A 24,455-nucleotide genomic window follows, 5' to 3' on the forward strand; every position below is an offset into this window, starting at 1 on the left:
CCCCTGTCACCAGCCTCATTCGTTCCTTCATGATCGCGAACGGTGCCACCCTTGCGCGCTTTCCCGGGAGGGTCTGGGCGCGCGGTTTTGCGATGTCCGTTCCATTCGATTTCGGGTGTTGTGTACAAGGCGGCGGGCCGTGAATGTCCCCGAGGGGGGTGCCGCTCAACTGTTAGCCTGCGGCGTTGTTTTGACCGTCCTCATGGAATGGGTGAGTGTGAAGTTCCGAGCAAGGGGGTCGGCGGCCTTTCTGGCCGCCGCCGTCATATTGGGGTTGCTGCCGAGTGCGGCTGCGACGGTGGATTTGGATGGACGAGTTCCGCTTTTTGGCCTGAAACAACCGAAGGCCGTTCCGGTCGCAAAGGTCGCCGCGGGCGGAGTCAAAAAGCCGGACGCCGCCGCCCGGAACGCGTGGAAGGGCGCGCCGAAGGTCACCTGGCCCGCGGCGGGTTCCGCACAGGTGGACCTGGGCGCGGCGAACGACGCCAAGGCATCGGCCCCGGCTCTGCGCCGTGCGGGCAAACTGCCCGTCGCGATCGCCCCCGCCGCCGGCGCGCAGGCCGCCCCGGCGAAGGTGAAGGTCTCCGTCGCGGGGCGCGACGCCGCACGCAAGGCAGGCGTCGACGGCCTGATCCTGCAGGTGGGACGAACGGACGGGGTGACCGGGCCCGGCCCGGTCACGGTGGAGGTCGACTACACGGCCTTCCGCGGCGCCTACGGCGGTGACTGGGCCGCACGGCTGCGGCTGGTGGAGATGCCGGCGTGCGCGCTGACCACTCCGGACGACGCCGCGTGCCGCGTGCGCAAGCCGCTGGAGACGAAGAACGACGTACGCACGGGGAAGCTGTCCGCCCCCGTGGGCGTCGGCGGAGCCACCGTGCTGGCGGCGGACGCCGCGGCGGCCGGGCCGACGGGCGACTTCAAGGCGACCTCGCTGGAGGCCTCCGGCTCGTGGAGCGCGGGCGGCTCGACGGGCGGATTCAACTGGGCCTACCCGATCGGGATCCCGGCCGTCCCCGGCGGCCTGCAGCCGGCGGTCTCGCTGGACTACAGCTCGCAGTCGGTCGACGGCCGTACGGCCGCGTCCAACAACCAGCCGAGCTGGATCGGCGACGGCTGGAGCTACGAGCCCGGCTTCATCGAGCGCCGGTACAAGTCCTGCGAGGACGACAAGACCGGCGGCACCAACAAGACCAAGGTCGGCGACCGGTGCTGGTTCAACGACAACGCCACGCTCTCCCTGGGCGGCAAGTCGACCGAGCTCGTCTACGAGGCGGGCAAGGGCTGGCACCCGGCCTCCGACTCGGGCGAGAAGGTCGAGAAGCTCACCGGCGCGACCAACGGCGACAACGACGGTGAGCACTGGAAGGTCACCACGGCCGACGGCACCCAGTACTTCTTCGGCCTGAACCGCCTTCCCGGCTGGAAGGACAACGGGAGCGCCGCCGACGACCCGACGACCAACTCCGCCTGGACGGCTCCGGTCTTCGGCAACCAGTCGGGCGAGCCCTGCTACAACGCCTCGTTCGCCTCCGCCTGGTGCCAGCAGGCCTGGCGCTGGCAGCTCGACTACGTCGTCGACCCGCGCGGCAACGCCATGGCGTACTACTGGAACACCGAGTCGAACAACTACACCCGCAATGTCTCCGAGACCACCGGCAAGGGCACCGTCACGTCCTACGTCCGGGGCGGCTGGCTGGACCACATCGACTACGGCCTGCGCGCCGACGCCGTCTACACCGGCAAGGCCGCGGGCCAGGTGAAGTTCGACGTCTCCGAGCGCTGCCTGACGGGCTGCGGCACCTTCGACGACACCAACGCCAAGAACTGGCCGGACGTCCCGTTCGACCAGTACTGCAAGGACGGCGCCACCGAGTGCAAGGACCAGGTCTCGCCGACCTTCTGGTCGCGCAAGCGACTGACCTCGATCACCACGAAGGTGCTGACCGGCGGCGCCTACAAGGACGTCGACAGCTGGGCCCTGGCCCAGGACTTCCCCGCCTCGGGCGACGGCATCTCCACGCCCATGTGGCTGAAGTCCCTCCAGCGCACCGGCAAGACCGGCACCCCGGTCGCCCTGCCCCCGGTGACCTTCGCGGGTGAGCAGAAGGCCAACCGCGTCGACAAGACCGGCGACGGCCTCGCGCCCTTCATCCGCCTGCGGCTCTACCAGGTCACCACGGAGACCGGCGGCACCATCGGGGTCACCTACTCCCAGCCCGAGTGCACGAGCAGCACGCTCCCGCCCGCGGACGGCACCAACACCACCCGCTGCTATCCGGTGAAGTGGGCGTACGAGGGCACCACGGCCAAGCAGGACTGGTTCAACCAGTACGTCGTCACCCAGGTCGTCGAGGGCGACAACCTGGCCGAGTCCCCGGACAAGGTGACCTCGTACGCCTATCTCGGCGGCGCCGCCTGGGCCAAGAGCACGGACGAGTTCACCAAGTCCGACGACCGCACGTACTCGGTCGCCCGCGGCTACGAGCGGATCCAGGTCCGCACCGGGGCCGGCAGCGATCCGCGGACGCTCGCGGAGTCCCGGTTCTTCCGGGGGATCGACGGCAAGCAGGTCCTGGACTCCGCGGGCGTCGGGGTGACCGACCGCGAGCAGTTCGCGGGAATGGTCCGCGAGTCCGCCACCTACAACGGCGACGACACGGCCAAGCTCGTCACCGCGACCTCGAACACTCCCGTGCGCTCGGCCGCGGTGGCCACCCGCACCCGCTCCGGCCTGCCGGACCTGGTCTCGTACCGGACCGGCACGGAGAAGGAGTCGACCCGCACCACGGTCACCGGAGGCACCCGCACCACCGAGGTGAGCCGTACGTTCGACGAGTACGGCATGATCGCCACCGAGTCCGCGTCCGGCGACACGGCCAAGACCGGCGACGAGAAGTGCACGACCACGAGCTACGCGCGCGGCGCCGGCAGCGCGATCCTCGACAAGGTCAGCCGCGTCGAGACCGTCGCGGTCGCCTGCGGCTCCGCCGTCTCCCGCCCGGGCGACATCATCGACGACGTCCGCACCTACTACGACGGCGGCGACCTCGGCGGCGCTCCCTCCCTGGGCCTGGTCACCAAGACCGACCGGATCAACGGCGCGGGCAGCGGCTACGACGTGGTGGGCTCCACGCCCAAGACGTGCGGCGCCGCGCAGAACGCCTTCTGCTACGACCAGTACGGCCGCCCCCTGGCATCGGCCGACGCGTACGGGAAGGTGACCGCCACCGCCTACACGCCGCTCACCGGCGAGGCGCCCACGCAGATCGTCGTGACCAATCCGCTGGGCCACGCGGCCACCACGGTCACGGACCCGCTGCGCGGGCAGGCGACGAAGGTGACCGACGCCAACGGCAAGATCACCACCACGGTGTACGACGCCCTGGGCCGGCTCGCCAAGGTCTGGATCCCGACCCGCTCCGCCGTCACCTACCCGGATTCGCCGAACTTCGTCTACGACTACCTGGTCCGCAACGACGGCCCGGTCGTCGTGACCACGAAGACGCTCACCCACGATTCCCAGTACAAGACCGGCTACGCCTTCCAGGACGGCCTGCTGCGCTCCCGGCAGACCCAGGAGACCTCTCCCGATCTCGCAGGGCGGGTGGTCAGCGAGACCTTCTACGACACCCGCGGCCAGGCATGGCGCAGCTCGGGCACCTACTACGCCAACGGCGCGGCCGAGCCGGTGCTCGTCACCGGTCAGCAGCTGAACTACCCGGCCTCCACCGACACCGAGTTCGACGGTGCCGGCCGCCCCACCGCGGTCGTCTCCAAGAAGTTCGGCGACGAGACCAAGCGGGTCACCACCACGTACACGGGTGACACCACGACGGTGGTCCCGCCGCAGGGCGGGACGGTGACGACCACCGTGGTCGACGCGCTGGGCCGCACCACGGCCCGGACCGAGTACACGACCGCGGACCGCACGGGCTCCCAGTCGACCCTGTACCGGTTCGACAAGCGCGGGCTGATGGACCAGTTCACCGACGCCTCGGGCGCGAAGTGGACGTACACCTTCGACGTGCGCGGCCGCCAGGTCCAGATCGACGACCCCGACAAGGGGACGTCGAAGTCGGTGTACGACGCGGGCGACCGGGTCACCGACGCCACCGACGCCCGCCAGATCACGCTGCACACCGACTACGACGAGCTCGGCCGCAAGACCGCGATCAAGAAGGGCTCGACGGTCCTGTCGACCTGGCAGTACGACACCGTGGCCAAGGGCAAGCTCTCCAAGTCGACCCGGTTCGTGGACGGCAAGGGGTACGAGGCCTCGATCACCACGTACAACAGCCTCTACCAGCCGGTCGTCCAGCAGGTCACCGTTCCGGACAGCCAGGGCGCGCTGGCCGGCACGTACAAGTGGACCACCTCGTACAACCCCAACACCGGCCAGGTGATGTGGTCCCAGCACCCCGCGATCGGCGGGCTGCCGTCGGAGAAGGTCGCCAACACCTACACCCCGGTCACCGGGCTGCTGAACACCATCGGGGCCGGCACGGACCCGCTGATGTCGGCGAACACCTACGACCACTACGGCCGCAACATCCGTCAGGAGTACGGGGACTTCGGCCAGCACCTGTGGGTGACCAGCGAGTTCGACGAGCACACCGGTGAGCTCGGCCGCAGCTACACCGACCGCGAGGTCGCGCCGCAGCGGATCGAGGACACCAAGTACACCTACGACCTGTCCGGCAACGTGACCTCGCTGGCCACGGCGTACGGCCAGGACGCGGGCCGCACCACCGACACCCAGTGCTTCGGCGTGGACGCGCTGCGGCGCATCCGTGAGGCGTGGACGAACACCGGCGAGCAGTGTGCCGCGGCGCCCTCGGCTCCGGTCGTCGGCGGTCCGGACGCGTACTGGACCTCGTACACGTACGACGCGGTGGGCAACCGCAAGACCGAGACGCAGCACAAGACCGCCTCGGGACCGGCCGCCGACACCACCCGTACGTACACGGCACCGACCGCGGGCAAGCACGACCTGCCCAAGGTCACCCAGACGGGCACGAGCCCGCACGACGAAACCTTCGCCTACGACGCGGCCGGCAACACCCGGACCCGCAAGATGGGGGCGGCACCCGCGCAGACCCTGGACTGGGACGACGAGGGGCACCTCAAGTCCGTGACCGAGGGCGGCACCGAGGTCAGCGGCTACGTCTACGACAGCGACGGTGCGCGGCTCGTCCGCAAGGACGCGAACGGCACCACCCTCTACCTCCCCGGAGGCAACGAGCTGCACCTGGGCAAGACCGGCACGGTGACCGGTACGCGCTACTACGTGGCCGTCGACAAGGCGATCGCCGTACGCACGGGCGGGAAGCTGACCTTCCTCGTCAGCGACCACCACGGCACCGGCACCGTCCAGGTCACGGCGGACGCCGTCATGACGGTCACGCGCCGCAAGACGACGATCTTCGGCGCCGACCGCGGTACCCCGGCCGCCGGCTGGACCGGTGACAAGGGCTTCGTCGGCGGTACGCGCGACGGGGCGACCGGTCTCACGCACCTCGGTGCGCGCGAGTACGACCCCGTCACCGGCCGCTTCATCAGCGTGGACCCGCTGCTGGTGATGGACGACCCGCGCCAGCTGAACCCGTACACCTACGGCAACGGCAACCCGCTGGCCTTCACCGACCCGGCGGGCACGGAGCTCGGCTCGCGTCCGAACTCCTGCGAGTACGACCTGGCGAACTGCTCGGCGGAGGTCCAGCAGTCCGTCGGCTACAACCCGGTCACCCGGAGCGTCGGCGACTCCTACTACATCAGCAAGCCCCGGCCGCCGGCGGTCTGGTACAAGGACGACTTCCCCTACAACCCCAAGCTCAAGCCCACGTTCCAGGACCACGTCTCCTGGGCCAAGTGGGACATGATGGGCGTGGGCGGCAATCTCGGCAGCTGGTTCGGGTTCCGCGACCTGACCGATGCCATGCCGATGTACAAGAACTACCGCCTGAACAAGGGCAACCCGATGGAGTTCGACTACGAGAAGGCCCTCCGCGAGGAGCCGGGCGTGGCCGAGGACGTCGCGACGGAGATCGCCCGGGCGCAGAAGTGGGCCGAGGCCATCCAGGGCGACACGGGTGAGTCCTCGTTCGACATGACCGGAAACGCCGTCGGCATCGCCAAGAACGGCACCCCGAACTACCCGCAGACGGAGAACTGGCAGAAGGCCATCGGGGAGCACCGGATCTGGGGAAGCGCATCGGTGACGGCGAAGGGCGACCAGTTCACCATGCGCATCGTCATCCACGCGGTGGACCGCTGGGACTTCAACCAGGACATGCAGGACATCGGCAGCGGTGCGCTGGACAGCGAGAACGGACGCTTCGCCGAACTGGGGTGGGCCAAGCCCTTCCTGACCTCCGGGACCGCCACCAGGGACGTCTCCTGGACCAGGGGTAACATCCTCGGCGCGAACGTATCCGGTGGGGGAGGGGGCGGGCGATGACGGCACGGCTGTCGTTCCGGGGCGCCGCCGCGGCGGCGCTGCTGACCGCGGTCACGGTGTCGTCCTGTGCGACGGGCGGCAGTGACGAGGCCGGCACGTGCAAAGTACGGCACGAGCTCGACCAGATCACCTCGCGGTTCCCGTCGTTCAAGCAGCTCGAGTCCACGTCGTGGTGCGGGATCGACCCGGACAAGCCGTCCCGGTCGCTGCCCTCGCAGAACGACATCCGCCTCGTGGGCGTGCTCAACGCGGTCGACGACCAGGCCGTGCTGAAGGACCTGGAGAACCCCGCTCTGGAGTTCAAGCCCGTCGTGCCAAAGAACGTGCCTCCGGAGATCACGAAGCTCCTGCCGGAGGGGGCCGAGTGGATGATGAGCGACCGGATCAACAAGGACATCACCGAGGACCTCTACTTCGGGTCCTTCTACTACGACAAGCGGAGCGGGCAGGTGCTCTTCGACTGCTCGAACCCGTCCCGAAAGGACGGTCCGCCACCCGTCGTGACCAGCGGCTGAACCACTGAGCCGGACGGCGGCAGGGGAGTACTCCGCCGTCCGGCCCATCAAGGGCACCCGCCGCGACGCCGAAAAGGATCAGGCGGAGCCGTCCCACCCCGTGTACCGGTACGCCTCCGCGCCCCATGCCGCCTTGACGACGGCGGCCCCGCAGCCCGGCCGCCGAGGCCCGGAGGAGATCCCGCATGCGCGTCTGCCTGCCCTCGACCGCTGTCGCCACCGCCGCGGTCCTGCTCGCCGCGGTCGCCGGCGCGACCCCCGCCGCGGCGGACCGGAGCCCCGACGGCCCACCGCTGACCAAGGTGTCGCACGGCGATCCGTACGCGGACTGCACCATCGGCGCGATCTCCGCCGACAGCGTCGTCTATCCCGGCACCGAGGTCGAGCCGTACCTGTCCGTCGATCCGCGCGACTCCGAGCGCGTGGTCACCGTGTTCCAGCAGGACCGCTGGAGCGACGGCGGCGCCCGCGGCCTGGCGGCCGCCTGGACCACGGACGGCCGCACCTACCACCGCAGCACGCTGCCGTTCAGCCTCTGCGCCCCGGGCGGCGCGGACTTCGAACGGGCCACCGACCCCTGGGTGAGCACCGGACCGGACGGCACCGTCTACGCGAGCGGCGAGGGCGTCGACTTCACCAAGAGCACGCGCACCGGCCTCCTGGCCGCCACGTCCCGCGACGGCGGCCGCACCTGGCGGAACCTCACCACCACGCACGTCGACGAGCAGCCGTTCTTCAACGACAAGCCCTCGCTCACCGCCGACCCGATCCGCAAGGGCACCGCCTACCAGGTCTGGAACCGCCTCGACAACGACCCGCTCGGCCCCAGCTCCCTCGACGGTCCCGGCTACATCTCCGTCACCCGCGACGGCGGCCGCACGTGGAGCCAGGCCCGGCGCTTCGTCGACACCAGCGCCGTCCCCAACACCCAGACCATCGGCCATCTGATCGTCGTCGACCGGCACACCGGCACCCTGTACGACTTCTTCGACCGGATCACCTACTCCAAGGACCTCAGCACCGTCGTCGAGGCCCACTACGCGATGGTCACCTCGACCGACGCCGGTCGGACCTGGAGCGCCCCGGTCACCGTGGCCAAGGACACCTCCGTACCGGAGGTCGACCCGAACGACCCCGCCAAACCGCTGCGCGCCGCGTCCACCCTGCCCAGCCCGGCCGTCGATCCGAAGACGGGCACGCTCTACATGGCGTACGAGGGCTCGGACTTCTCCGGCGGCGCGTTCGACTCCGTCCAGCTGGTGCGCTCCACCGACCGCGGACGGACCTGGGGAGCCCCGGAGCTGATCAGCCCGAAGGGCGTGCCGGCCTTCTCCCCGTCGATCGCGGTCGACGAACGGGGCACGGTCGCCCTCACCTACTACGACCTGCGCTTCCTCAAGCCGGGCGACACCACCACCCTGCCCACCGCCTACCAGCTGGCCACCCTGCCGCACGGGGACCCGGAGCGCCGGACCGAGCGGCGCATCTCGCGGATCTTCGACTGGCTGCAGGCGCCGTTCGCCGGGGGCTACTTCCTCGGCGACTACCAGGGCCTGGTGGCGGACGGCAAGGGCGTGCGGGCGGTGCTGACCGAGACCAACTCCGGCGCACCCCGAAACCGTACGGACGTGTACACCGTCGGCCTGCGCACCCGCTGACGGGGGGCGGGGGAGGCGCGGGGTCAGGTCAGCCGGCACGCGTGGAACCGGTTGGAGCGGATGTTCCCGAACGAGGCGGGGAGCCGGGCGATTCCCTGGTCGGGGCGGACGGTCCGGCTCGGTCCCCGGTACTCGGCGGCGCTGTACACGGTGACGCACCGGCCCCACAGCCGGCCGTCCCGGCGCCAGGTACCGGCGCTGTTCCACACGGATGCACCGCCGTTGAACCCGACGTACGCGGTCGTCTCCGGGTAGCGCGGCATGTCCTGCGAGACGAAGCTCGCCACGCCCGTGTAATCGGGACCGGTCCAGCCGCACACCCAACCGGGCGTGCACGGCTCGGCCGGGACGGGGGCGGCCGCCGCCGGCGGGGTGGCGAGGGCGAACGCGACGCAGAGCGCGCACAGGGCGGCGGCCGCCGCCCGGCGTACGGTCCTCACGGGGATCACCGCCACTCTCCGGGGAAGCCGCGGACCGCAGGGCGGCCCGCGGGGACAGTTCCATGGCACCGCCGTTCCGCCTTGATCGCACCCCGGCCGGCAGCCGCGGGAGGAAGGGTGGGAGCGGTGTGAACGGTGCGAAGGGTACGTTTCACTGCCGGTCGGCCACCGTACGCGGGACTACGCTCGGGCCGTGGGACAGCCCGAGCAGCACGCCGAAGGCGCAGGACCGTTCACCACCCGGCTCACCTGGCAGCGGCCCGAAGGGGCCACGGTGGTATGGGAGTCGCGGCCGGCGCGCAGGCGCGGGGCGCTGTCGGTCCGCGGCCCCGGGGACGAGGCCACCACGGCCCCGGCGGCCGACGCCGAGGCCCTCGGCCGCCTGCGAAGGCTCAACGCCGTCGCCTCGGGCGCCTTCGTCATCGGCGGAGCGCTCTTCGCCCTCGGCGCCGCCATCGCCCAGTTCGGCTCGGGCGCCGCGGTCGAGAGCGCCTCGGTCTACTTCGCCGGGGGCCTCTTCTTCAACATCGGCGGCTACACCTCGCTCCTGCAGGTCCTGAACGCACCTCGCCACACCGAAGGAGGCGGCCCGCTGGTCACGGCCGCCTGGCGGTGGTGGGGGTACGAGCCGATGCGCCTGGACTGGCTGAGCACGTTCGTCCTGTTCGTCGGGACGCTCGTGTTCGCCGTCAACCTGCTGGACTCCTTCCTGCAGGGGCTCACCGTCCAGCAGGTCAACCGGCTGATCTGGACTCCCGACGTGATCGGATGCGTCCTGTTCCTCGTTTCGGGGCACCTCGCGTTCGCCGAGATCTGCCACCGGTCCCGGCCCTGCCTGCGCTCCCGCAGCCTCGGCTGGTGGGTCGTCGCCGTGAACCAGTTCGGGTCGGTGCTCTTCATGGTCTCGGCGCTGGCCGCGTTCACCCGGCCCGCCACCGGCAGCCTGGTCAACACCGGCATCGCCAACTGGGGGACGCTGACCGGCGCGCTCTGCTTCTCGCTCGGCGGCGTGCTCCAGGCCTTCGAACGCCCCTAGGGGCGTTCGAGGCCCCAGGTCTGGAGCACGTAGGGCCGGCCCTTCTCCTCGCCCGTGATCAGCGGCACGTCGAGGAGCCGGAATCCGGCACGGGTGGCGACGCCGACGCTGGAGGCGTTCTCCGCCTCCAGCTCCAGGATCACCTGGTCCACGCCCAGCTCCTCGAAGGCGTACGAGGCCATCACCCGCACCGCGCGTGCGGCCAGGCCCTGGCCCCGGTGCGCCGGGCCGACCGCGTAGCCGAGCTCCGTGCCCTCGGGGGCGCGCTTGAGCATGACCTCGCCGAGCGCGGCGCCGCCGTCGACGGTGATGGCGAGCAGCAGGGCCGTACCCTCCGCGCACATCCGCCGGGCCCGCTCGAGGCGGGTGCGGGCCGCCTCGTCGTCGAAGGGGGAGACGATCGGCGTCCAGTACGCGATGTCGGGGTGGTCGAACAGCTCGGGCATCGCGGCCAGGTCCGTCTCCGCCCAGTGGCGCAGGACCAGGCCCTCCCCCTTCAGCTCGATCCGCTCGGGAAAGGACGGCGTGGCGCTGCTCATGCGGGGGGACCTCCAGTGGCCGGTAGGGGACGAGCCAGGATATTCGCAGGCCACTCCTTGCTTCACCCGGTTTACCCGGCCGGTGCCCCACCGCAGGCCACCCGGCTCCACCGGGGTGGTTAACCTGGTGCCACGGCCCGCGGCCGTTCGCCCTCACTGCGATTGAGGGCGAACGGCCGCAGGTCCTGTTTACGGGGCGGGCCCGTCAGGTGGTGGCCTTGCCGATGCAGAACCACACGGTCCCCGCGCCGAGGCCTCCGGCCGCGGTGATGCAGGGTACGCAGGCGGCGCCGGCGGTGCCCACGCAGGCGGCGGCGCAGGCGGTGCCGATGAGCGCGAGGGTCCACGACGAGACGCCCGCGCCGGCCAGGCAGTTGTTCAGCTTGCTCCAGCTGAAGCCGAAGGTCGAGAGCTGCGGCTGCCTGACGCCCAGGTCCTCGGGCAGGTCCGCGGCCTTGATGGTCTTGTCGGCCGTCAGCGCGCCGTTGCGCCACACCCGGGCGCGGCCGGTCGTGTCGTCGTGGGTGAGCTGCATCTCCAGCGTCTCGACGAGCTTGCCGGAGGCGTCGTACACCGCGTTCAGGCTGGCGCCGAGGACCTGACCGCCGATGGGGACGGAGACCTGGGTGTTGCCGTTCTTGAACGCGTAGACGGTGGCGCCCTGCATCACCAGCGACGAGTCGGCCGTCAGATGTGTGCCTATCTTCTCGGCGTCCACATCGGTGCCGACCCTGGCCACCCATGCCCGGGCCCGGTCTCCTTCGACGACGGTGGACCGGGTCTGGAGCGTCTGGATGTTCTTGACCAGTGCCGCAGTCTCGGGAGAGACCCCGGCAGAGGCGGCGGCCGCCGAAGTGAAGGCGGGCGGGGCGGACGGGGCGGACGCGTGGCTTTGCGCCGCCGTCGTGCCGACGAGGGCCAGGCCGGCCAGTGCGGCGGTGGCCATGCGGTAAGAGAGCTTCAAGGGAGCGTTTCCTTCGGGAACAGGGATGAGTGCGACCGCTCGCACCGGTGGGAAGCTCAGCGTTTCCGCAGCAGGACGACGAAGACGAGTACGGAGCCCGCGGCCGCGGCGGCCCAGGGGCTTGGGCCGTTGTCCCATGTCGCCACGGTCGCCGCGATGGTGAGAACCGCGTTGAAACCCGCGATTCCCAGGGTCGATCCTGCCGTTCGCCTGTCTTCCATCTGCGTCCTTTGCTGGGGCTGTTCACCGGCTGCAGTCGGAAATGACCATATGAGTGAGATAAGCACCCCTCAAGCGCTGATCGGTCATAGCGTCCATTTCAAGACATTCGACAACGGCGCTCCTCGTTCCGCCGGACCGCGGCCCGTACGGCCGGACGTCCTGGAACGGGTGTCCGACGGGCGGAAGTTGGCCCGGGGCGCCGGAAGGCGCCGGCCCTCGTCCCGGCCGTCGGCTGTTCGATTCCCCTCCCGTCGAGATGTCCTGATCGGGGATGGTTTCGTGCGGCGCACCGGGCGGCGAAGGCGGGCCCGGGGTCACGGGGACGCGGGACACGGGGGTGCGGGACACGGGGCCGCGGGAGCGGGAAGGCGTCACTGTCGGTGAGGGGACGGGCCGGACAGGATTGAGATCAGTCAAGGGGAAACGCCCCGGGACACGAACTCACAGGAGACGACATGGACTTCTCGCAGAACACCGACGCCCCCGCCAAGACCGCTCTGAACCTCTCCCGCAAGGCCGCGCTGGGCGTGGCGGCGGCCGCGGTCGTCGGCGGGGCGCTCTTCGCGCCGAGCGCCTTCGCCGCCGAGGCCGCGCCCACCGGCAGCGCCGTCGTGGCCGGATGCGCGGAGTGCTACCCCGACGTCATCTGATCCCGCGTCCGATCCCGCCGACCGACCGTCTGCTGCCGGGGCCCGCCCACCACATGGGCGGCGGGCCCCGCAGCCGGGCCAGAGCAAGGAGAGTGAGCCGTGGACTGGCTCGAACGCTGTGTGACCGACGCGGACCGCTTCCTGCGTACGCAGTGGCGCCGAGGGCCCGCCCTGCTGCGGCCGGCCGATCCGCCGACCGAGGTGCTCGGGCTCGCGGATCTGGACGCGCTGCTGGACTCGGGCACCCTGAGGGTGCCGTACGCCGGACTGTTCACCATGGCCGGCGCGGTCCCCGAGGCGGCCTGGTGCCCACCCCGGGTGGTGGCCGGCCGCCACCTGGAGGGGTGGCTCGACGCCGAGCGCGTGCGCGCCCTGATCCGCGACGAACAGGCCACCTTGCAGCTGCGCTACGTCAACCACTGGTATCCGCCGGTGCGGGAGCTCACCGCGGGACTGGCGCGGGAGCTCGACCGGCTCGTCGAGGCCTTCCTCTTCTATTCGCAGCCCGGACGCTTCGGCGCGGTCCACCGCGACGACGGCGACATCCTGGTGCTCCAGCTGAGCGGCTCCAAGCACTGGAAGGTCTACGGGGGACCGGCGGACGGCCACTGGCAGCCCGTGCGGGAGGACGACCCGGGCCCGGTGCTGCTGGACACCGTGGTACGGCCCGGCGAGGTGCTGTACGTGCCCAACGGGTACGCCCACACCGCCCAGGCCACGGCGGACGGACCCTCGCTGCACCTGACGATCGTGCTGCGCGAGGCCGGCGCCGACCACCTGCGGGCCGAGCTGCGCTCCTTCCTCGCCGAGGGCCTCGCCCTGCCCGCCCGCCCCCTCGGCGACGAGGACCTGACGGCGACGGCCGCCGCCCTGCTGGCCCACGTACGCGACCGCCTCGACGCCGCCGACGCCCCGTCCCTCGTGCACAGCGCCCGCCTGCACGCCTACAGCAGCCGCCCCACGGCCTGAGCGAGAGTGAGAGTGAGACCACGATGGACTGGCTGACCCGATGCGTGGGCGACGAGCAGGAGTTCTTCGCCGCGCACTGGCGCCGCGCACCCGCCGTGCTGCGCCCCGAAAGCCCCCCGGTCGACGTGATCGCCGTCGCAGAGCTGGACGCCCTGCTGGATGCGGGTCTCCTCAAGGTCCCCTACATCGGGCTGGTCCACGCGGACAGCCACGTACCCGTCGAGCGCTTCTGCACCCCCCGGGTGGTGCTCGGGGAGCTCGTGGAGGACTACGCGGACGGGGACCTCGTACGGCGCCTGGTCGAGGAGGAGCGGGCCACCGTGCTCCTGCGCTACGTCGACCAGTGGCACCAGGGCGTGCGGGCCCTGACCGCGGGGCTGGGCGAACAACTCGGCCGCCAGGTGGAGGCGTTCTTCTTCCGCACCCCGGCCGGGACCCAGGGCCGCCCCCTGCACCGCGACGACGCCGACGTCCTCGCGATCCAGATCAGCGGCGAGAAGCGCTGGCACGTCCACGCGGGCCCGCGCGACGGCAACTGGGAGCCGGCCCGCGAGGACGGCGACCCGGGTGAGGTGCTCCTGGAGACCGTGCTGCGCCCGGGCGAGGTGCTGTACGTACCGCGGGGGTTCGCGCACCGCGCCGATGCCGTGGGGGACGCGCCGTCCGCGCACCTGTCGCTGACCGTGCGCGAGGCGGGCACCGCCAACCTGTACGCCCTGCTGCAGGCGGTCCTCGCCGACGGCGCGCGCATCCCGGGGCGGCCGCTGGACGACCGGGAGCTGACCGAGGCCGCCGCGACCCTGATCGAGCACCAGCGCCGCGCGGTGGACGCCCTGACCCCCGGGACGCTGGTCGCTCTCGCCCGCGCCGCCATGCGCGGTGCGTGAACGTCCCCCGTCCCCCCATCTCCCATCGCCCATCCCCCTTCCCCCATCTCCCCATCCCCCGTGCCCCGTACGCCGTGGACGGACGCGGACAGCCCCCGATGCCCTGTGCCCGGGGGCTTTCCGCCTGCCCTCCGGTGATCTCTTCCGCCTATCCTTGGCCCGGGCATCCGATGCGCCGGGGCCGGCACCACCTGTCGGGCCGGCGGCGAAGGGGCGAGGGGTGGCAGTGCACGGGGAATCGGGACCGTTCGACGCGGCTCGGGGGCTGGGGGAGACCGACCTGGCCGTGTACGGCTGGGTACTGGAGCAGCGGTCGGGCGACGCGCAGGCCATCGCCGCGGGGGTCGGCATCACCGCCGGGGAGGCCGGAGCGAGCCTGCAGCGGTTGCGGTCGGCCCGGCTGCTGCACGGGCAGACCGGCCCCGGCGGGTCGCAGGGGGTGTTCGCGGTGGCGCCGGAGACGGCGCTGGCGCAGCTCGCCGCTCCCGTCGAGGCGCGGATACGGGAACAGCAGGCCGGGCTCGCCGGGATGCGCGAGGACCTCGGCCCGTTCGTCGCCCGCTACCACCGGCGGCGCGCGTGCGGCGAGGGGCTGGAGCTCCTGGAGAACGTCCAGGACGTGCGCAACACCCTCAACCAGGCCTCGGACCGCTGCAGCCGGGAGGTCCTGACCAGCCAGCCCGGGGGCGGCGCGCGGGTCCCGGAGGCGATGCAGGAGGCGCTGGTGCGGGACCGGGCGATGCTGGAGCGCGGGATCCGGCTGCGCACGCTCTACCACCACACGGCCCGCTTCAACGGGCCCAGCCAGGCGTACGTGGCCGCCGCGTCGGCGCTGGGCGGCCAGTACCGCACCGCGCACGAGCTGTTCGGCCGGCTCATCGTCTTCGACCGCGAGGTGGCCTTCATCCCGGTCAAGGACGACAGCTGGGGCGCCGTCGTCATACGGGAGCCGTCCACGGTCGCCTACCTCTGCGAGGTCTTCGAGCAGACCTGGGACCGGGCCACACCCTTCGCCGACGCCGCCGACCAGGGGCTCGAAGAGGTGTCCCGGGAGATCCACGAGACGATCGTCCGGCTGCTCGCGGCCGGGCTCAAGGACGAGGCCATCGCCCGGAGGCTCGGCATGTCGCTGCGTACGGCACGCCGTCACATCGCCGACATCATGGAGGAGCTGGGCGCCGCCAGTCGCTTCCAGGCGGGCGCCCACGCGGCAGCTCAGGGGCTGCTGGCGGCGGGCCCGCCCCCTGAGGAGCAGCCGCCGTCCGGAGCGGACGCGGGCTGAGGACCGCCGTCCGGCCGCCCGCCGGGCCGTCGCGTCGCGTGTTCCCGGGAGCGTACTTCCGCGGCTGGCCGGGGGACGCCGGGTGCCCGATGCTGGTCGTACGGCCCGGGCAGGACGTCTGACGGGCGGCGTTTCGAACGAGGAGCGGGACCATGGCGCCTTGGGCGGCGGCGGAGAGCGCGGTCCATCTCAGGGAGCTGGCGCTGTTCCTGTCGGTCCATCTGGACCGGGCGCCGGGTGTGCTGTGGCCGGAGTGCGAGCATCCGCCCCTGGGCGCCCCGGAGTGGTCGCGGGTGCTCGACGCCCTGGCCGTCGAACTCGGCCCGGGTGTCGACCTGGCGGCCCGGAGCGGCGGGACGGCGGATCCCGCCGCGCACCGGGTGGTCCATCAGGTCGAGGGGGCGGGGACGTGGCGCCTGTCCCGTGACCGGGGCGGCGGCGGGGGCGCGGACGGCTTCCGGTGCCGGTTGCGCTCGGGGGAGGTGCTGTACATCCCGGCCCGCTGGTCCTGGTCGGTGGAGCTGACGCCCCGGGGGCGGTACGTGCTCACCGATCTGGTGCCGGTCCGTTCTCCGCAGCGGGGATCAGCCGCCCCAGGAGGTGTCGCACGGCTCCATCCGGTCTTGGCCGCCGAGCTGGAGGTCCGTATCGGTGGGGGACGTGCCGGTCGACAGGAGCTCGATGCCCCCGCAGTCGATGCCGTCGGCGTACGCCGGGGAAGCGGGCGGGAAGGCCAGCACGGCGGTGGTGGCGACGGCGGTGAGGAGCAGGGCGAGGCGCTTCGGCATGGTTTCCCCAGGGACATGGCGGGGCCCGCCCGCTGAGCGGGCCCCGTGCGGTGTGTGGTGCGGGCGCGGTGCGTGGACAACACTGGCCCAGCCCGGTGGCGTACGTACGGGAGCGAGCCCTTCACCAACATGCGTGACCGCAAAGTGAAGGGTGCTCAGATCGCCGCAAATGCAGGCGAGCGGGGCAGAGTTGAGGGTCTGGTGGGGCTCAGGAGACGTAGCCGCACTGGAGGGCGAGGACCACGAGCTGGGTGCGGTTGACCGTGCCGGTCTTGTCGCGCAGCCGGCGCAGGTGCGTGTCGACGGTGTGCGGGCTGATGCCCAGCTTCCGGCCGATGCCGTAGTACGTCTCACCGCCCGCGAGCAGGGCCAGCACCTGGCGCTCGCGGGGGGTCAGGGCGGGCGCGCGGTCGGCGGCCTTCAGGGTGTCCGGCATGGCTGGCTCCTCTTCGTCGACGGGGTCCGCGGGCGGGCCGTCGGACCCACCCGGAACACCTCTCACCCTGGGGCAGGCCGGGGTGGGAGGCGACGGGGGGAGCACCTCAGCAAACTGCGTGGCAGCAAAGCGAGGAGTCGACAAAACGGACAGAGCAATGGTTGCCCCGTCGAGGATCGCCACCATCGTCCGGTCTATGCGTCTTGGAATTCCTCGAGCTGTTTCACGAGGTCGGACACGGATTCCTGGTCGCATGACCAGACGACGGTCAGTTTCGTGAGCGTCACACCTTCAGGGCGCTTGACGTAGGACCACCGCCGGCCCGCACGCCACAGAGAACCGAAGAATTCCTTGCGGGCGTCATCGTCCTCGGAGAGGACGCTCTCGGCGGAATCGATGATCAGGACGTGGTGGTCCGCCGAAAGCCATTCAAGGTCGCGCACGCAATCGTGGAAGGCGTTCCAGTTCCATCCGAAGTACTCGGGGAACTTCAGGGCTTCGGCGAAGTGTTGGAACACCGCCATCTCGTCCGGCATGTCCTGGCCGTTGAACCGTGCCACGTAAACGCCACCGGTGGCGGGCAGGAGCTCATCCAGAGGCACTCCACCGCCCCGCGGAGTCACGTGCATCCACGGGGCGACATGAATCGCCGACGGGTCTTCCTTCATCAATCCACCCGCCCGGGGCTCCTGCCCACCATGCACGTCTGTTCTCAAAGGGCCCGGCCCTCGGTCCACCATTTCGGCCCGTGGAAGCCCGGCCCGCCCCACCGTCCGAAATGGTACTTCTCCATGTCCCGAAGGACTTCCATGGACTCCGCCGGGGTGGATTTCGGCATCGGCGAGCGCACGCCCGGCGAGGCGGATCGGCCGGGCTTGCGGCGGCCCTCGTCCGCGGCGGCCGCGCGGGTGTTAACTTCACCTCCGTGGCGGAACACCAGGAAGAGACCAGGGCGGCCTACGACGAGGTCGTCGAGCTCTACGCGTCGCTGTTCGCCGACCGGCTGGAGACGCGGCCGTTCACGCGGGCCATGATCGCCACCTTCGCCGAACTGGTGCGCGCGACGGGCAACCCGCGGGCAGCCGACGTCGGGTGCGGGCCCGGGCATCTGACGGCGATGCTGCACGAACTGGAGCTGGACGCCCGCGGCTTCGACATCTCCCCGGCCATGGTCGACCACGCCCGGCGGGCCCATCCGGCACTGCGGTTCGACGAGGCCCGGATGGAGGCCCTGCCGGTCGGGGACCGCGCGCTCGGCGGCGTTCTGGCCCACTACTCGACGATCCACACCCCGCCCGGGGAACTGCCCGCGCTCCTCGCCGAACAGGCGCGCGTCCTGGCGCCGGGAGGCCTGCTCCTGGTCTCCTTCTTCGCGACCGGCGGTCCGGAGCCGGTCCGTTTCGACCACAAGGTGACGCCCGCCTACAGCTGGCCGGCGGACGGGTTCGCCGACCTCATGGCCGGGGCGGGGTTCGACCCCTTCGCCCGGCTGCTCCACGACCCGGCCTCCGAACGGGGCTTCCTCGACGCCCACGTGCTGGCCCGCCGGCAGTAGAGCGCCTGCGGACCCCCTAGCCCGTCTCCTCGGGCGGCGTCGCCCGTGATGCGCGGCGCCCCTGCCACCACACGGTCACGGCGGCGAGGCCGCCGGCGCCGACGAAGAACCCCGCCTTCACCGCGGCCTTCCCGGACAGCCAGGCCGCGCCGACCCCCAGGTTCAGGCCCAGCCCCCAAAAGATCGCGCACACGCCTGCCGCGGCGAGCACTCCCGCCACGACACCCAACGCACCCCGTCGCCATGGGCGTCCGTCGGTGCGGTCCCCCGCGTCACTGGTCATGCGGACCAGGCTAAGGAATCGGGGCGGCGGTCCTCGTCCGCACGAAGGATGACCGCGCGGTCAACTTTCGTCGCTGGGAACGCCCGACGCGCGAGCCGAAAGTCTCCGAGGATCCATACAACTGTATTGAACATTCGTCTTATACGTATGTATGGTTCTGGCGTGGAGAGCGGCCGACCACCGCTTCCCGCCCCACCCGTTCCCACCCGTCCCGCCACGCCGCGAGGAGTCCGCCATGAGCGCCACCACGACAGCGACCGAGACCGCCCGGCCCGTCCGCTCCGTCCTCGACATCGACGGCCGCGCCCTCTCCTACCTGGACTTCGGCGGCGACGGCCGCCCGCTGCTGGCCCTTCACGGCCACCTCTCCGAGGGCGCTTCCTTCACCGCCCTGGCGGGCGTCCTCGGTCCCGAGTGGCGGGTCATCGCTCCCGACCAGCGCGGCCACGGGGACTCCGACCGCGCCACCGACTACACCCGGGCCGGCTACGTGGCCGACCTGCGCGCCCTCGTCGACCACCTCGGCCTCGACCGGTTCGCCGTCCTCGGCCACTCGCTCGGCGCGTTCAACGCCTTCCACCTGGCGGCCGAACTGCCCCACCGCGTGGAGGCCCTGGTCAATCTCGACACGGCCGCCGCCATCGCCCCCACGCCCGCGAGCCCGCTCTCCTTCGTCCTCTCCTTCCCCTACACGGCCGCCACCCGCGAGGACCTCCTCGCCGCCCTCGGCCCGATGGCCCCGATGCTCGGCGGCGCCCTGCGCCCCCTCCCGGAGGGGGGCTGGCGGCTCCCCTTCCACCCGCAGGACACCGTCACCTCCGAGAACGCCGTCCACGGCGACCACTGGGAGCAGTGGCTCGCCACCGACTGCCCCGCCCTCCTCCTGCGCGGCACCTCCAGCCAGGTCCTCGGCGCCGACCACGCCGCCGACATGACCGCCCGCCGCCACCGCACCACGCACACGGCCCTGGACGCGGACCACTTCCTCCAACTGCGCGACCCCGAAGGCGTCCACGCCGCGGTCCGCTCCTTCCTCGCCGGACTCTGAGCGCCACGCACACGGCCACGCACGAACACCACGCACGAACACCACGCGCAGGAGCCCCGGTCACCCCGTCACGAGCGCCGAAGTGCGTTGAGCCGGGCGGCCTGGCGCGTCAGGTGGTCGCGTTCGGCGAGGTTGGGCGCCTTGCGGGCCGCCTCGGCGTACAGCAGCGCCGCCGTCGTCAGGTCCCCGTCCCGCTCGTGGAGGTACGCGGCCACCGCGGCGTGGCGGGGCAGCGAGTCGTCCAGCGCCGCGAGCGCCGCCAGGCCCGCGCGCGGTCCGTCCGCCTCGCCGACGGCGACCGCGCGGTTGAGGCGTACGACCGGACTGTCGGTCAGGCGCGCGAGTTCGTCGTACCACTCCAGGATCTGCACCCAGTCGGTCTCCCCGGCGGTGGGCGCGTCCGCGTGCAGGGCCGCGATGGCCGCCTGGGCCTGGAACTCGCCCAGCCGGTCGCGGGCGAGCGCCGCCTGCAGGATCCGTACGCCCTCGGCGATCAGCGCGGTGTCCCACCGACTGCGGTCCTGCTCGGCGAGCGGTACGAGGCTGCCGTCGGCGGCGGTCCGGGTGGCGCGGCGGGCGTGATGGAGCAGCATGAGGGCGAGCAGCCCCGCCACTTCGGGGTGGTCGACCGCGTCGGCGAGCTGCCGGGTCAGCCGGATCGCCTCGGCGGCGAGGTCCACGTCGCCGGAGTAGCCCTCGTTGAAGACCAGGTAGAGGACGCGCAGCACCGTGGCGACGTCCCCGGGCCGGTCGAACCGTACGCCGGAGACGGTGCGCTTGGCCCGGCTGATGCGCTGCGCCATGGTCGCCTCGGGCACCAGGTAGGCCCGGGCGATCTGGCGGGTGGTGAGGCCGCCGACGGCGCGCAGCGTGAGCGCGACCGCCGACGAGGGCGTCAGCGAGGGGTGGGCGCACAGGAAGTAGAGCCGGAGGGTGTCGTCCACCGAGGGCGAGGGCCCGGCCGCCGGCTCCTCCTCGACGCGGTCCTCCCGTCTGCGGCGTGCGGCGTCCGCCCGCGTGGCGTCGAGGAACCGGCGCCAGGCCACGGTGACCAGCCAGCCCTTCGCGTCCCGCGGAGGGTCGGCCGGCCATGTGCGCAACGCCTCGACCAGGGCGTCCTGTACGGCGTCCTCGGCCGCCGCGAAGTCGGCTCCGCGGCGGACGAGGATCGCGAGGACGCCCGGTGTGAGACTCCGGAGCAGGGCCTCGTCCATCGGGGACGTCACTCCGTGATGGTGGGCGGCGCAGCCAGGAACGGACGCAGCTCGAGCCACTCGTGGATCGGCTTCCCGCCCGCCCCGGGAGCGGCCGACAGCTCCCCGGCCAGCTCGACGGCGCGCTCGTAGCTGTCGACGTCGATCACCATCCAGCCGGCGATGAGGTCCTTGGTCTCGGCGAACGGCCCGTCGGTGACCGGCGGGCGCCCCTCTCCGTCGTACCGGACGAACGTCCCCTCGGGGGAGAGCGCCTGACCGTCGACGAACTCGCCGGTCCCCTCGAGCCGGGCCGCGAAGTCGTGCATGTACTGCACGTGCGCCGAGATCTCCTGGGGGGTCCACCGGTCCATGGGCACGTCGTTGACCGGAGCCGGGGCGCCGCGGTAGTGCTTGAGCAGCAGGTACTTGGCCATGGTGTTTCTCCTCGGTGCCGGTGCGGCCCATTGTGGTCGCCTTCACCCCGGGGACGGAGCCGGCCACGGGTTCTCGACATCGCCGTCCGGCTTTTTTCACCGCCGTCCGGTTTTTTCGGGCTCTCGGGGCGGCTGGAAGGCGGCCGTACCGCCGAGGAGGCGTTCCACGAGGAGATCCGGGTACCCGGAGGCCGGCGGATCGATGCCGAAGATCGCCCGCAGATAGAGCGGCGCGACGAGCTGGTCGAGGATGTGGTCGAGCGGCGGGGGGACCTCGCCGCGCGCGACGGCGCGGTCGCGGATGCGCTCGATGGCGCCGAGGCGGCGCTGGAACTGCTGCGCGCGCTCCCCCTGAGCCGTGGCGCTGCCCGGCATGGACAGGGCGACGGCCCGGATCAGCAGCCGCCCTTCGGCGGTGCGGATGCTCGCGACGCCGGCTTCGGCCCACGCCGTCAGATCGCCGCGCAGGGTTCCGGTGTCGGCCAGCGGCCAGTCCCGTTCGAGGCGGGTGACGACCACGTCGGCCAGGAGCGCCTCCCGGCTGCCCCAGCGCCGGTAGACGCTGGTGTGGTTCACCCCCGCACGCTGCGCGACCGCGGGGATGGTCAGGTCCGCACCCTCGGGGTCGGACAGCAGGTCGATGACGGCCTGGTGGACCGCCGAGCGGACCTGCTCGGGGCTCTTGCGTTGGCGCGGGGCCGGTTCTTTCGGAGTCACCCCCACATCGTAAGCACAACTATTTGCTTAATGGGACCCGGAGCCTCTACAGTCCTGCCATACGCACAGATCTGTGCTTAAGGAGAGTGTGATGCAGCCGCTGATGTTCCCCGGGAACCCCCAGTTCTGGTACGAGACCCTGCGCTCGATGAGCCACATCGCCTACGGCGGCGCCGACTTCGGCGAGGTCGTCTCCACCGCCGAGCGCATCGAGGAGGGCGACTACGACAGCTGGCACGAGGAGTGGATGGCGACCGCCGACCGGGTGGCCGCCGAAGCCCGGAAGGCCCTGGACGCGGGCCACACCGTCAGCGCCCGGGACGGATTCCTGCGCGCCTCCAACTACTACCGCTCGGCGGAGTTCTTCCAGCACGGCCACCCGTGCGACCCCCGCCACGACCACGCCTACGACCGCAGCGTCGCCTGCTTCCGGGCCGCGGGCGCGCTCCACACCACCCCGCGCATCGAACCGGTCCGCATCCCCTACGAGGACACCACCCTCCCCGGCTACCTCTACCGGGCCGACGACACCGGCACCCCCCGACCGACCCTGATCATGCACAGCGGATTCGACGGCACCGCCGAGGAACTCCACTTCAGCGGCGCGCTGGCCGCCGTGGAGCGCGGGTACACCGTCCTGACCTTCGACGGCCCGGGCCAGCCCGGCCCCCGCCACCACCAGGGCCTGGTCTTCCGCCCGGACTGGGAGAACGTCATCACCCCCGGTCGTCGACTTCGCCGAAACGCTCCCCGAGGTCGACAACCGCCGCATCGCACTCCTCGGCAGCAGCATGGGCGGCGTACTGGCCCCCCGGGCCGCGGCCTTCGAGCACCGCCTCGCCGCCCTGATCGCCGTCGACGGCGTCTACGACCTGGGCCGGATATCCGTCCGCAACATCCCCGGCGACCGGGCCGAGGCCGAACGGCTCCTGCGCGCGGACTCGGCCCCCGAACTCGACGCGCGCTTCGAACAGATCACGGCCCAGGACGCCACCGCACGCTGGGCGATCAACCACGGCATGTACGTGATGGGCGTCGAGACCCCCCGCGCCTTCAGCGCCTCCTACCTCGACTACACCCTCGCCGGCGGCATCGCCGAGCGGATCCAGTGCCCCACCCTCGTGTGCGACGCCGAGGAGGACGAGTTCTTCAAGGGCCAGCCCGAGCAGCTCTACGAGCGCCTGACCTGCCCCAAGACGCTGATGCCGTTCACCGCCGCGGAGGGCGCCGGCGCCCACTGCCACCCCGGCGCCATGCGCCTGGCCCTCGCCCGCATCTACGACTGGCTCGACACCACCCTCGCCACGACCGCCTGAAACCCGAGCGCCCGCACCGCAGGGGCTGTCAGCGCCGGGGCGGCTCGCACTCCCGGGGCAGCGTCACGGTCCCGGGCCGGTGCTCGAAGGTGTCCATGACCAGCCACTCGTCCAGCGCGGGATCGTAGAGGTTCTGCACGCCGAACTGCAGCACCTGCCAGAAGGTGCCCCGGTCGGCCTCGTCGACGTAGATGTCGCCCAGGGCGAGCGGCAGGCGCGGGTGGTTCCCGGGAGGCAGCTCCGGGAAGACCACGCCCACCCTCCAATGGTTCACGCGCCGCTCCGGCGTGCGCCGCAAGGTCTCGCGCCCCACGAACCGGGCGCCCTCCAACCCCTCGTTGAGATCCTCCAGGCTGAAGCCGGGGATGCGTGAGCACGCATGCTCGTCCAGACCGGGCCATTTGTAGGTCAGGGTGTAGAGGGTGTCGTGGTAGATCAGGTTGGTGAACCAGATCGGGTACTGCGGGCCGCCGGCGACCATCCGGCTCTCACCGTCGCGCCCCTCCCAGGTGAAGGGCACGGTGATGCCCAGGTCCCGGACGATCCACTTGCCCTTGCCGCGGAAGTCGCGGGGCAGGCGCGGCGGAAGCGGAGTGGGGGAGGAGGCGTCCGGCCGGGCGGCCACGGTCCCGAACGACGGCGCGGCCCCGCTCCGGGGCCCGGCGCCGGCCTGGGGCGCAGCCGCCAGGACGAGGGCGACCGCCCCGGCCAGAGCCGCCGACGTGACCGTCCGACATGTACCTCTCCAGCCCATGCTCTTCCTCGACTGCCGCGTCAGGCGCCGCGATGGCGCAAGGAACTTAAGAGGGCAAATGCTGCCACAACACCCCAGAGATCAAAGGTTCCGAAACCGACGACCACGAAGCGCACACCCGTGTCGGCCGACAGGACCCACACCGGCAACGGCATCTGACGACCCGCACCCCAAAACCCGCACCACGTCACACCACACGAACAGCCGCAGCACCACACACAAGCCCGGCCGCCCCGCCGTCTCCTCTACCGTGCTTGTTGCACAGCTCCGTTCGGCCGAGCCGCTTGCCTGAAAGAGGGGTCGTCT

General features: G+C 71.7%; 23 protein-coding genes and 1 pseudogene. 11 read left to right on the top strand and 13 right to left on the bottom strand.

Translation table 11 applies throughout. The features are described from left to right. Positions 1-460: 460 nt before the first annotated feature. The 3 genes from ACFYZS_RS31560 (at position 461) to ACFYZS_RS31570 (ending at position 8,633) form a co-directional block, all read left to right on the top strand. Positions 461-6,460 carry an RHS repeat domain-containing protein gene (locus ACFYZS_RS31560; RefSeq protein ID WP_389019998.1) on the top strand — a complete coding sequence of 2,000 codons (6,000 nt, stop codon included), beginning with the start codon at positions 461-463 and terminating at the stop codon, positions 6,458-6,460. After that, a complete protein-coding gene (locus ACFYZS_RS31565) occupies positions 6,457-6,975 on the top strand; it encodes a hypothetical protein (RefSeq protein WP_389020001.1) in 519 nt (172 codons plus the stop codon). The genes ACFYZS_RS31560 and ACFYZS_RS31565 overlap by 4 nt, the downstream gene beginning before the upstream one ends. A gap of 185 nt (positions 6,976-7,160) precedes the next feature. Then, complete coding sequence (locus ACFYZS_RS31570) at positions 7,161-8,633, top strand: sialidase family protein (RefSeq protein ID WP_389020003.1); 1,473 nt, start codon at positions 7,161-7,163, stop codon at positions 8,631-8,633. Positions 8,634-8,656: 23 nt separating this feature from the next. Here ACFYZS_RS31570 and ACFYZS_RS31575 read toward each other — a convergent pair whose 3' ends face one another. Then, positions 8,657-9,073, bottom strand: coding sequence for a peptidase inhibitor family I36 protein (locus tag ACFYZS_RS31575; RefSeq protein WP_389020006.1), 417 nt, complete (start codon positions 9,071-9,073; stop codon positions 8,657-8,659). 193 nt (positions 9,074-9,266) lie between these two features. Here ACFYZS_RS31575 and ACFYZS_RS31580 point away from each other — a divergent pair, with 193 nt between their 5' ends. Next, positions 9,267-10,109, top strand: a complete 843-nt coding sequence (locus ACFYZS_RS31580; RefSeq protein ID WP_389020009.1) for a hypothetical protein — start codon at positions 9,267-9,269, stop codon at positions 10,107-10,109. Here ACFYZS_RS31580 and ACFYZS_RS31585 read toward each other — a convergent pair. The 3 genes from ACFYZS_RS31585 to ACFYZS_RS31595 form a co-directional block, all read right to left on the bottom strand. Beyond that, on the bottom strand, positions 10,106-10,648 hold the full coding sequence (locus tag ACFYZS_RS31585) for a GNAT family N-acetyltransferase (RefSeq protein WP_389020012.1): 543 nt from the start codon (positions 10,646-10,648) through the stop codon (positions 10,106-10,108). The genes ACFYZS_RS31580 and ACFYZS_RS31585 overlap by 4 nt on opposite strands. A gap of 205 nt (positions 10,649-10,853) precedes the next feature. Further along, positions 10,854-11,612 (bottom strand): hypothetical protein, encoded by a 759-nt coding sequence (locus ACFYZS_RS31590; RefSeq protein WP_389020015.1) that lies wholly within the window; start codon positions 11,610-11,612, stop codon positions 10,854-10,856. A gap of 56 nt (positions 11,613-11,668) precedes the next feature. Next, positions 11,669-11,833: a hypothetical protein gene (locus ACFYZS_RS31595; protein WP_359129506.1), complete on the bottom strand. Its 165-nt coding sequence runs from the start codon at positions 11,831-11,833 to the stop codon at positions 11,669-11,671. Between the two features lie 456 nt (positions 11,834-12,289). Here ACFYZS_RS31595 and ACFYZS_RS31600 point away from each other — a divergent pair, with 456 nt between their 5' ends. From ACFYZS_RS31600 to ACFYZS_RS31615, 4 genes are all read left to right on the top strand, one after another. Continuing rightward, positions 12,290-12,484: a hypothetical protein gene (locus ACFYZS_RS31600; protein WP_389020018.1), complete on the top strand. Its 195-nt coding sequence runs from the start codon at positions 12,290-12,292 to the stop codon at positions 12,482-12,484. Positions 12,485-12,583: 99 nt separating this feature from the next. Further along, a complete protein-coding gene (locus tag ACFYZS_RS31605) occupies positions 12,584-13,453 on the top strand; it encodes a JmjC domain-containing protein (protein ID WP_389020021.1) in 870 nt (289 codons plus the stop codon). A 23-nt stretch (positions 13,454-13,476) separates the two neighbouring features. Next, complete coding sequence (locus ACFYZS_RS31610; protein ID WP_389020024.1) at positions 13,477-14,340, top strand: JmjC domain-containing protein; 864 nt, start codon at positions 13,477-13,479, stop codon at positions 14,338-14,340. Positions 14,341-14,560: 220 nt separating this feature from the next. Continuing rightward, positions 14,561-15,622: a LuxR C-terminal-related transcriptional regulator gene (locus ACFYZS_RS31615; protein ID WP_389020027.1), complete on the top strand. Its 1,062-nt coding sequence runs from the start codon at positions 14,561-14,563 to the stop codon at positions 15,620-15,622. A gap of 584 nt (positions 15,623-16,206) precedes the next feature. Here the strand turns inward: ACFYZS_RS31615 and ACFYZS_RS31620 are convergent. The 3 genes from ACFYZS_RS31620 to ACFYZS_RS31630 form a co-directional block, all read right to left on the bottom strand. After that, the gene (locus ACFYZS_RS31620) at positions 16,207-16,410 is read right to left on the bottom strand and encodes a hypothetical protein (RefSeq protein ID WP_389020029.1); all 204 of its coding nucleotides are present in this window, start codon (positions 16,408-16,410) and stop codon (positions 16,207-16,209) included. A gap of 208 nt (positions 16,411-16,618) precedes the next feature. Beyond that, positions 16,619-16,846, bottom strand: coding sequence for a response regulator transcription factor (locus ACFYZS_RS31625; protein ID WP_389020032.1), 228 nt, complete (start codon positions 16,844-16,846; stop codon positions 16,619-16,621). 194 nt (positions 16,847-17,040) lie between these two features. Continuing rightward, positions 17,041-17,514, bottom strand: coding sequence for a barstar family protein (locus tag ACFYZS_RS31630; RefSeq protein ID WP_389020035.1), 474 nt, complete (start codon positions 17,512-17,514; stop codon positions 17,041-17,043). Between the two features lie 257 nt (positions 17,515-17,771). Here ACFYZS_RS31630 and ACFYZS_RS31635 point away from each other — a divergent pair, with 257 nt between their 5' ends. Continuing rightward, entirely contained in the window at positions 17,772-18,401 is a 630-nt protein-coding gene (locus ACFYZS_RS31635; protein ID WP_389020038.1) for a class I SAM-dependent methyltransferase, read from the top strand. A gap of 16 nt (positions 18,402-18,417) precedes the next feature. On the opposite strand, the gene ACFYZS_RS31640 is transcribed toward ACFYZS_RS31635, so the two are convergent. After that, positions 18,418-18,684, bottom strand: a complete 267-nt coding sequence (locus ACFYZS_RS31640) for a hypothetical protein (protein WP_389020041.1) — start codon at positions 18,682-18,684, stop codon at positions 18,418-18,420. Positions 18,685-18,919: 235 nt separating this feature from the next. Between ACFYZS_RS31640 and ACFYZS_RS31645 the strand changes: the two genes are divergently transcribed. Further along, complete coding sequence (locus ACFYZS_RS31645; RefSeq protein WP_389020043.1) at positions 18,920-19,732, top strand: alpha/beta fold hydrolase; 813 nt, start codon at positions 18,920-18,922, stop codon at positions 19,730-19,732. A gap of 68 nt (positions 19,733-19,800) precedes the next feature. Here the strand turns inward: ACFYZS_RS31645 and ACFYZS_RS31650 are convergent, their stop codons facing one another. The 4 genes from ACFYZS_RS31650 to ACFYZS_RS31665 form a co-directional block, all read right to left on the bottom strand. After that, positions 19,801-20,946 (bottom strand): RNA polymerase sigma factor, encoded by a 1,146-nt coding sequence (locus ACFYZS_RS31650; RefSeq protein WP_389020340.1) that lies wholly within the window; start codon positions 20,944-20,946, stop codon positions 19,801-19,803. Between the two features lie 8 nt (positions 20,947-20,954). Then, positions 20,955-21,362: a YciI family protein gene (locus tag ACFYZS_RS31655; protein WP_389020046.1), complete on the bottom strand. Its 408-nt coding sequence runs from the start codon at positions 21,360-21,362 to the stop codon at positions 20,955-20,957. Between the two features lie 96 nt (positions 21,363-21,458). After that, positions 21,459-22,079, bottom strand: a complete 621-nt coding sequence (locus tag ACFYZS_RS31660; RefSeq protein WP_389020049.1) for a TetR/AcrR family transcriptional regulator — start codon at positions 22,077-22,079, stop codon at positions 21,459-21,461. A 46-nt stretch (positions 22,080-22,125) separates the two neighbouring features. Continuing rightward, positions 22,126-22,872 carry a hypothetical protein gene (locus ACFYZS_RS31665; RefSeq protein WP_389020052.1) on the bottom strand — a complete coding sequence of 249 codons (747 nt, stop codon included), beginning with the start codon at positions 22,870-22,872 and terminating at the stop codon, positions 22,126-22,128. Between ACFYZS_RS31665 and ACFYZS_RS31670 the strand changes: the two are divergent. Then, a pseudogene (locus ACFYZS_RS31670) lies at positions 22,847-23,395 on the top strand (alpha/beta hydrolase family protein); the annotation flags it as partial. The gene ACFYZS_RS31665 and the pseudogene ACFYZS_RS31670 sit on opposite strands and share 26 nt — an antisense overlap. A gap of 28 nt (positions 23,396-23,423) precedes the next feature. On the opposite strand, the gene ACFYZS_RS31675 reads toward ACFYZS_RS31670, so the two are convergent. Continuing rightward, complete coding sequence (locus ACFYZS_RS31675) at positions 23,424-24,149, bottom strand: hypothetical protein (RefSeq protein WP_389020055.1); 726 nt, start codon at positions 24,147-24,149, stop codon at positions 23,424-23,426. Between the last annotated feature and the right edge of the window lie 306 nt (positions 24,150-24,455).

It is taken from the genome of Streptomyces sp. NPDC001903 (assembly GCF_042891345.1).
Classification (GTDB): Bacteria; Actinomycetota; Actinomycetes; order Streptomycetales; family Streptomycetaceae; genus Streptomyces.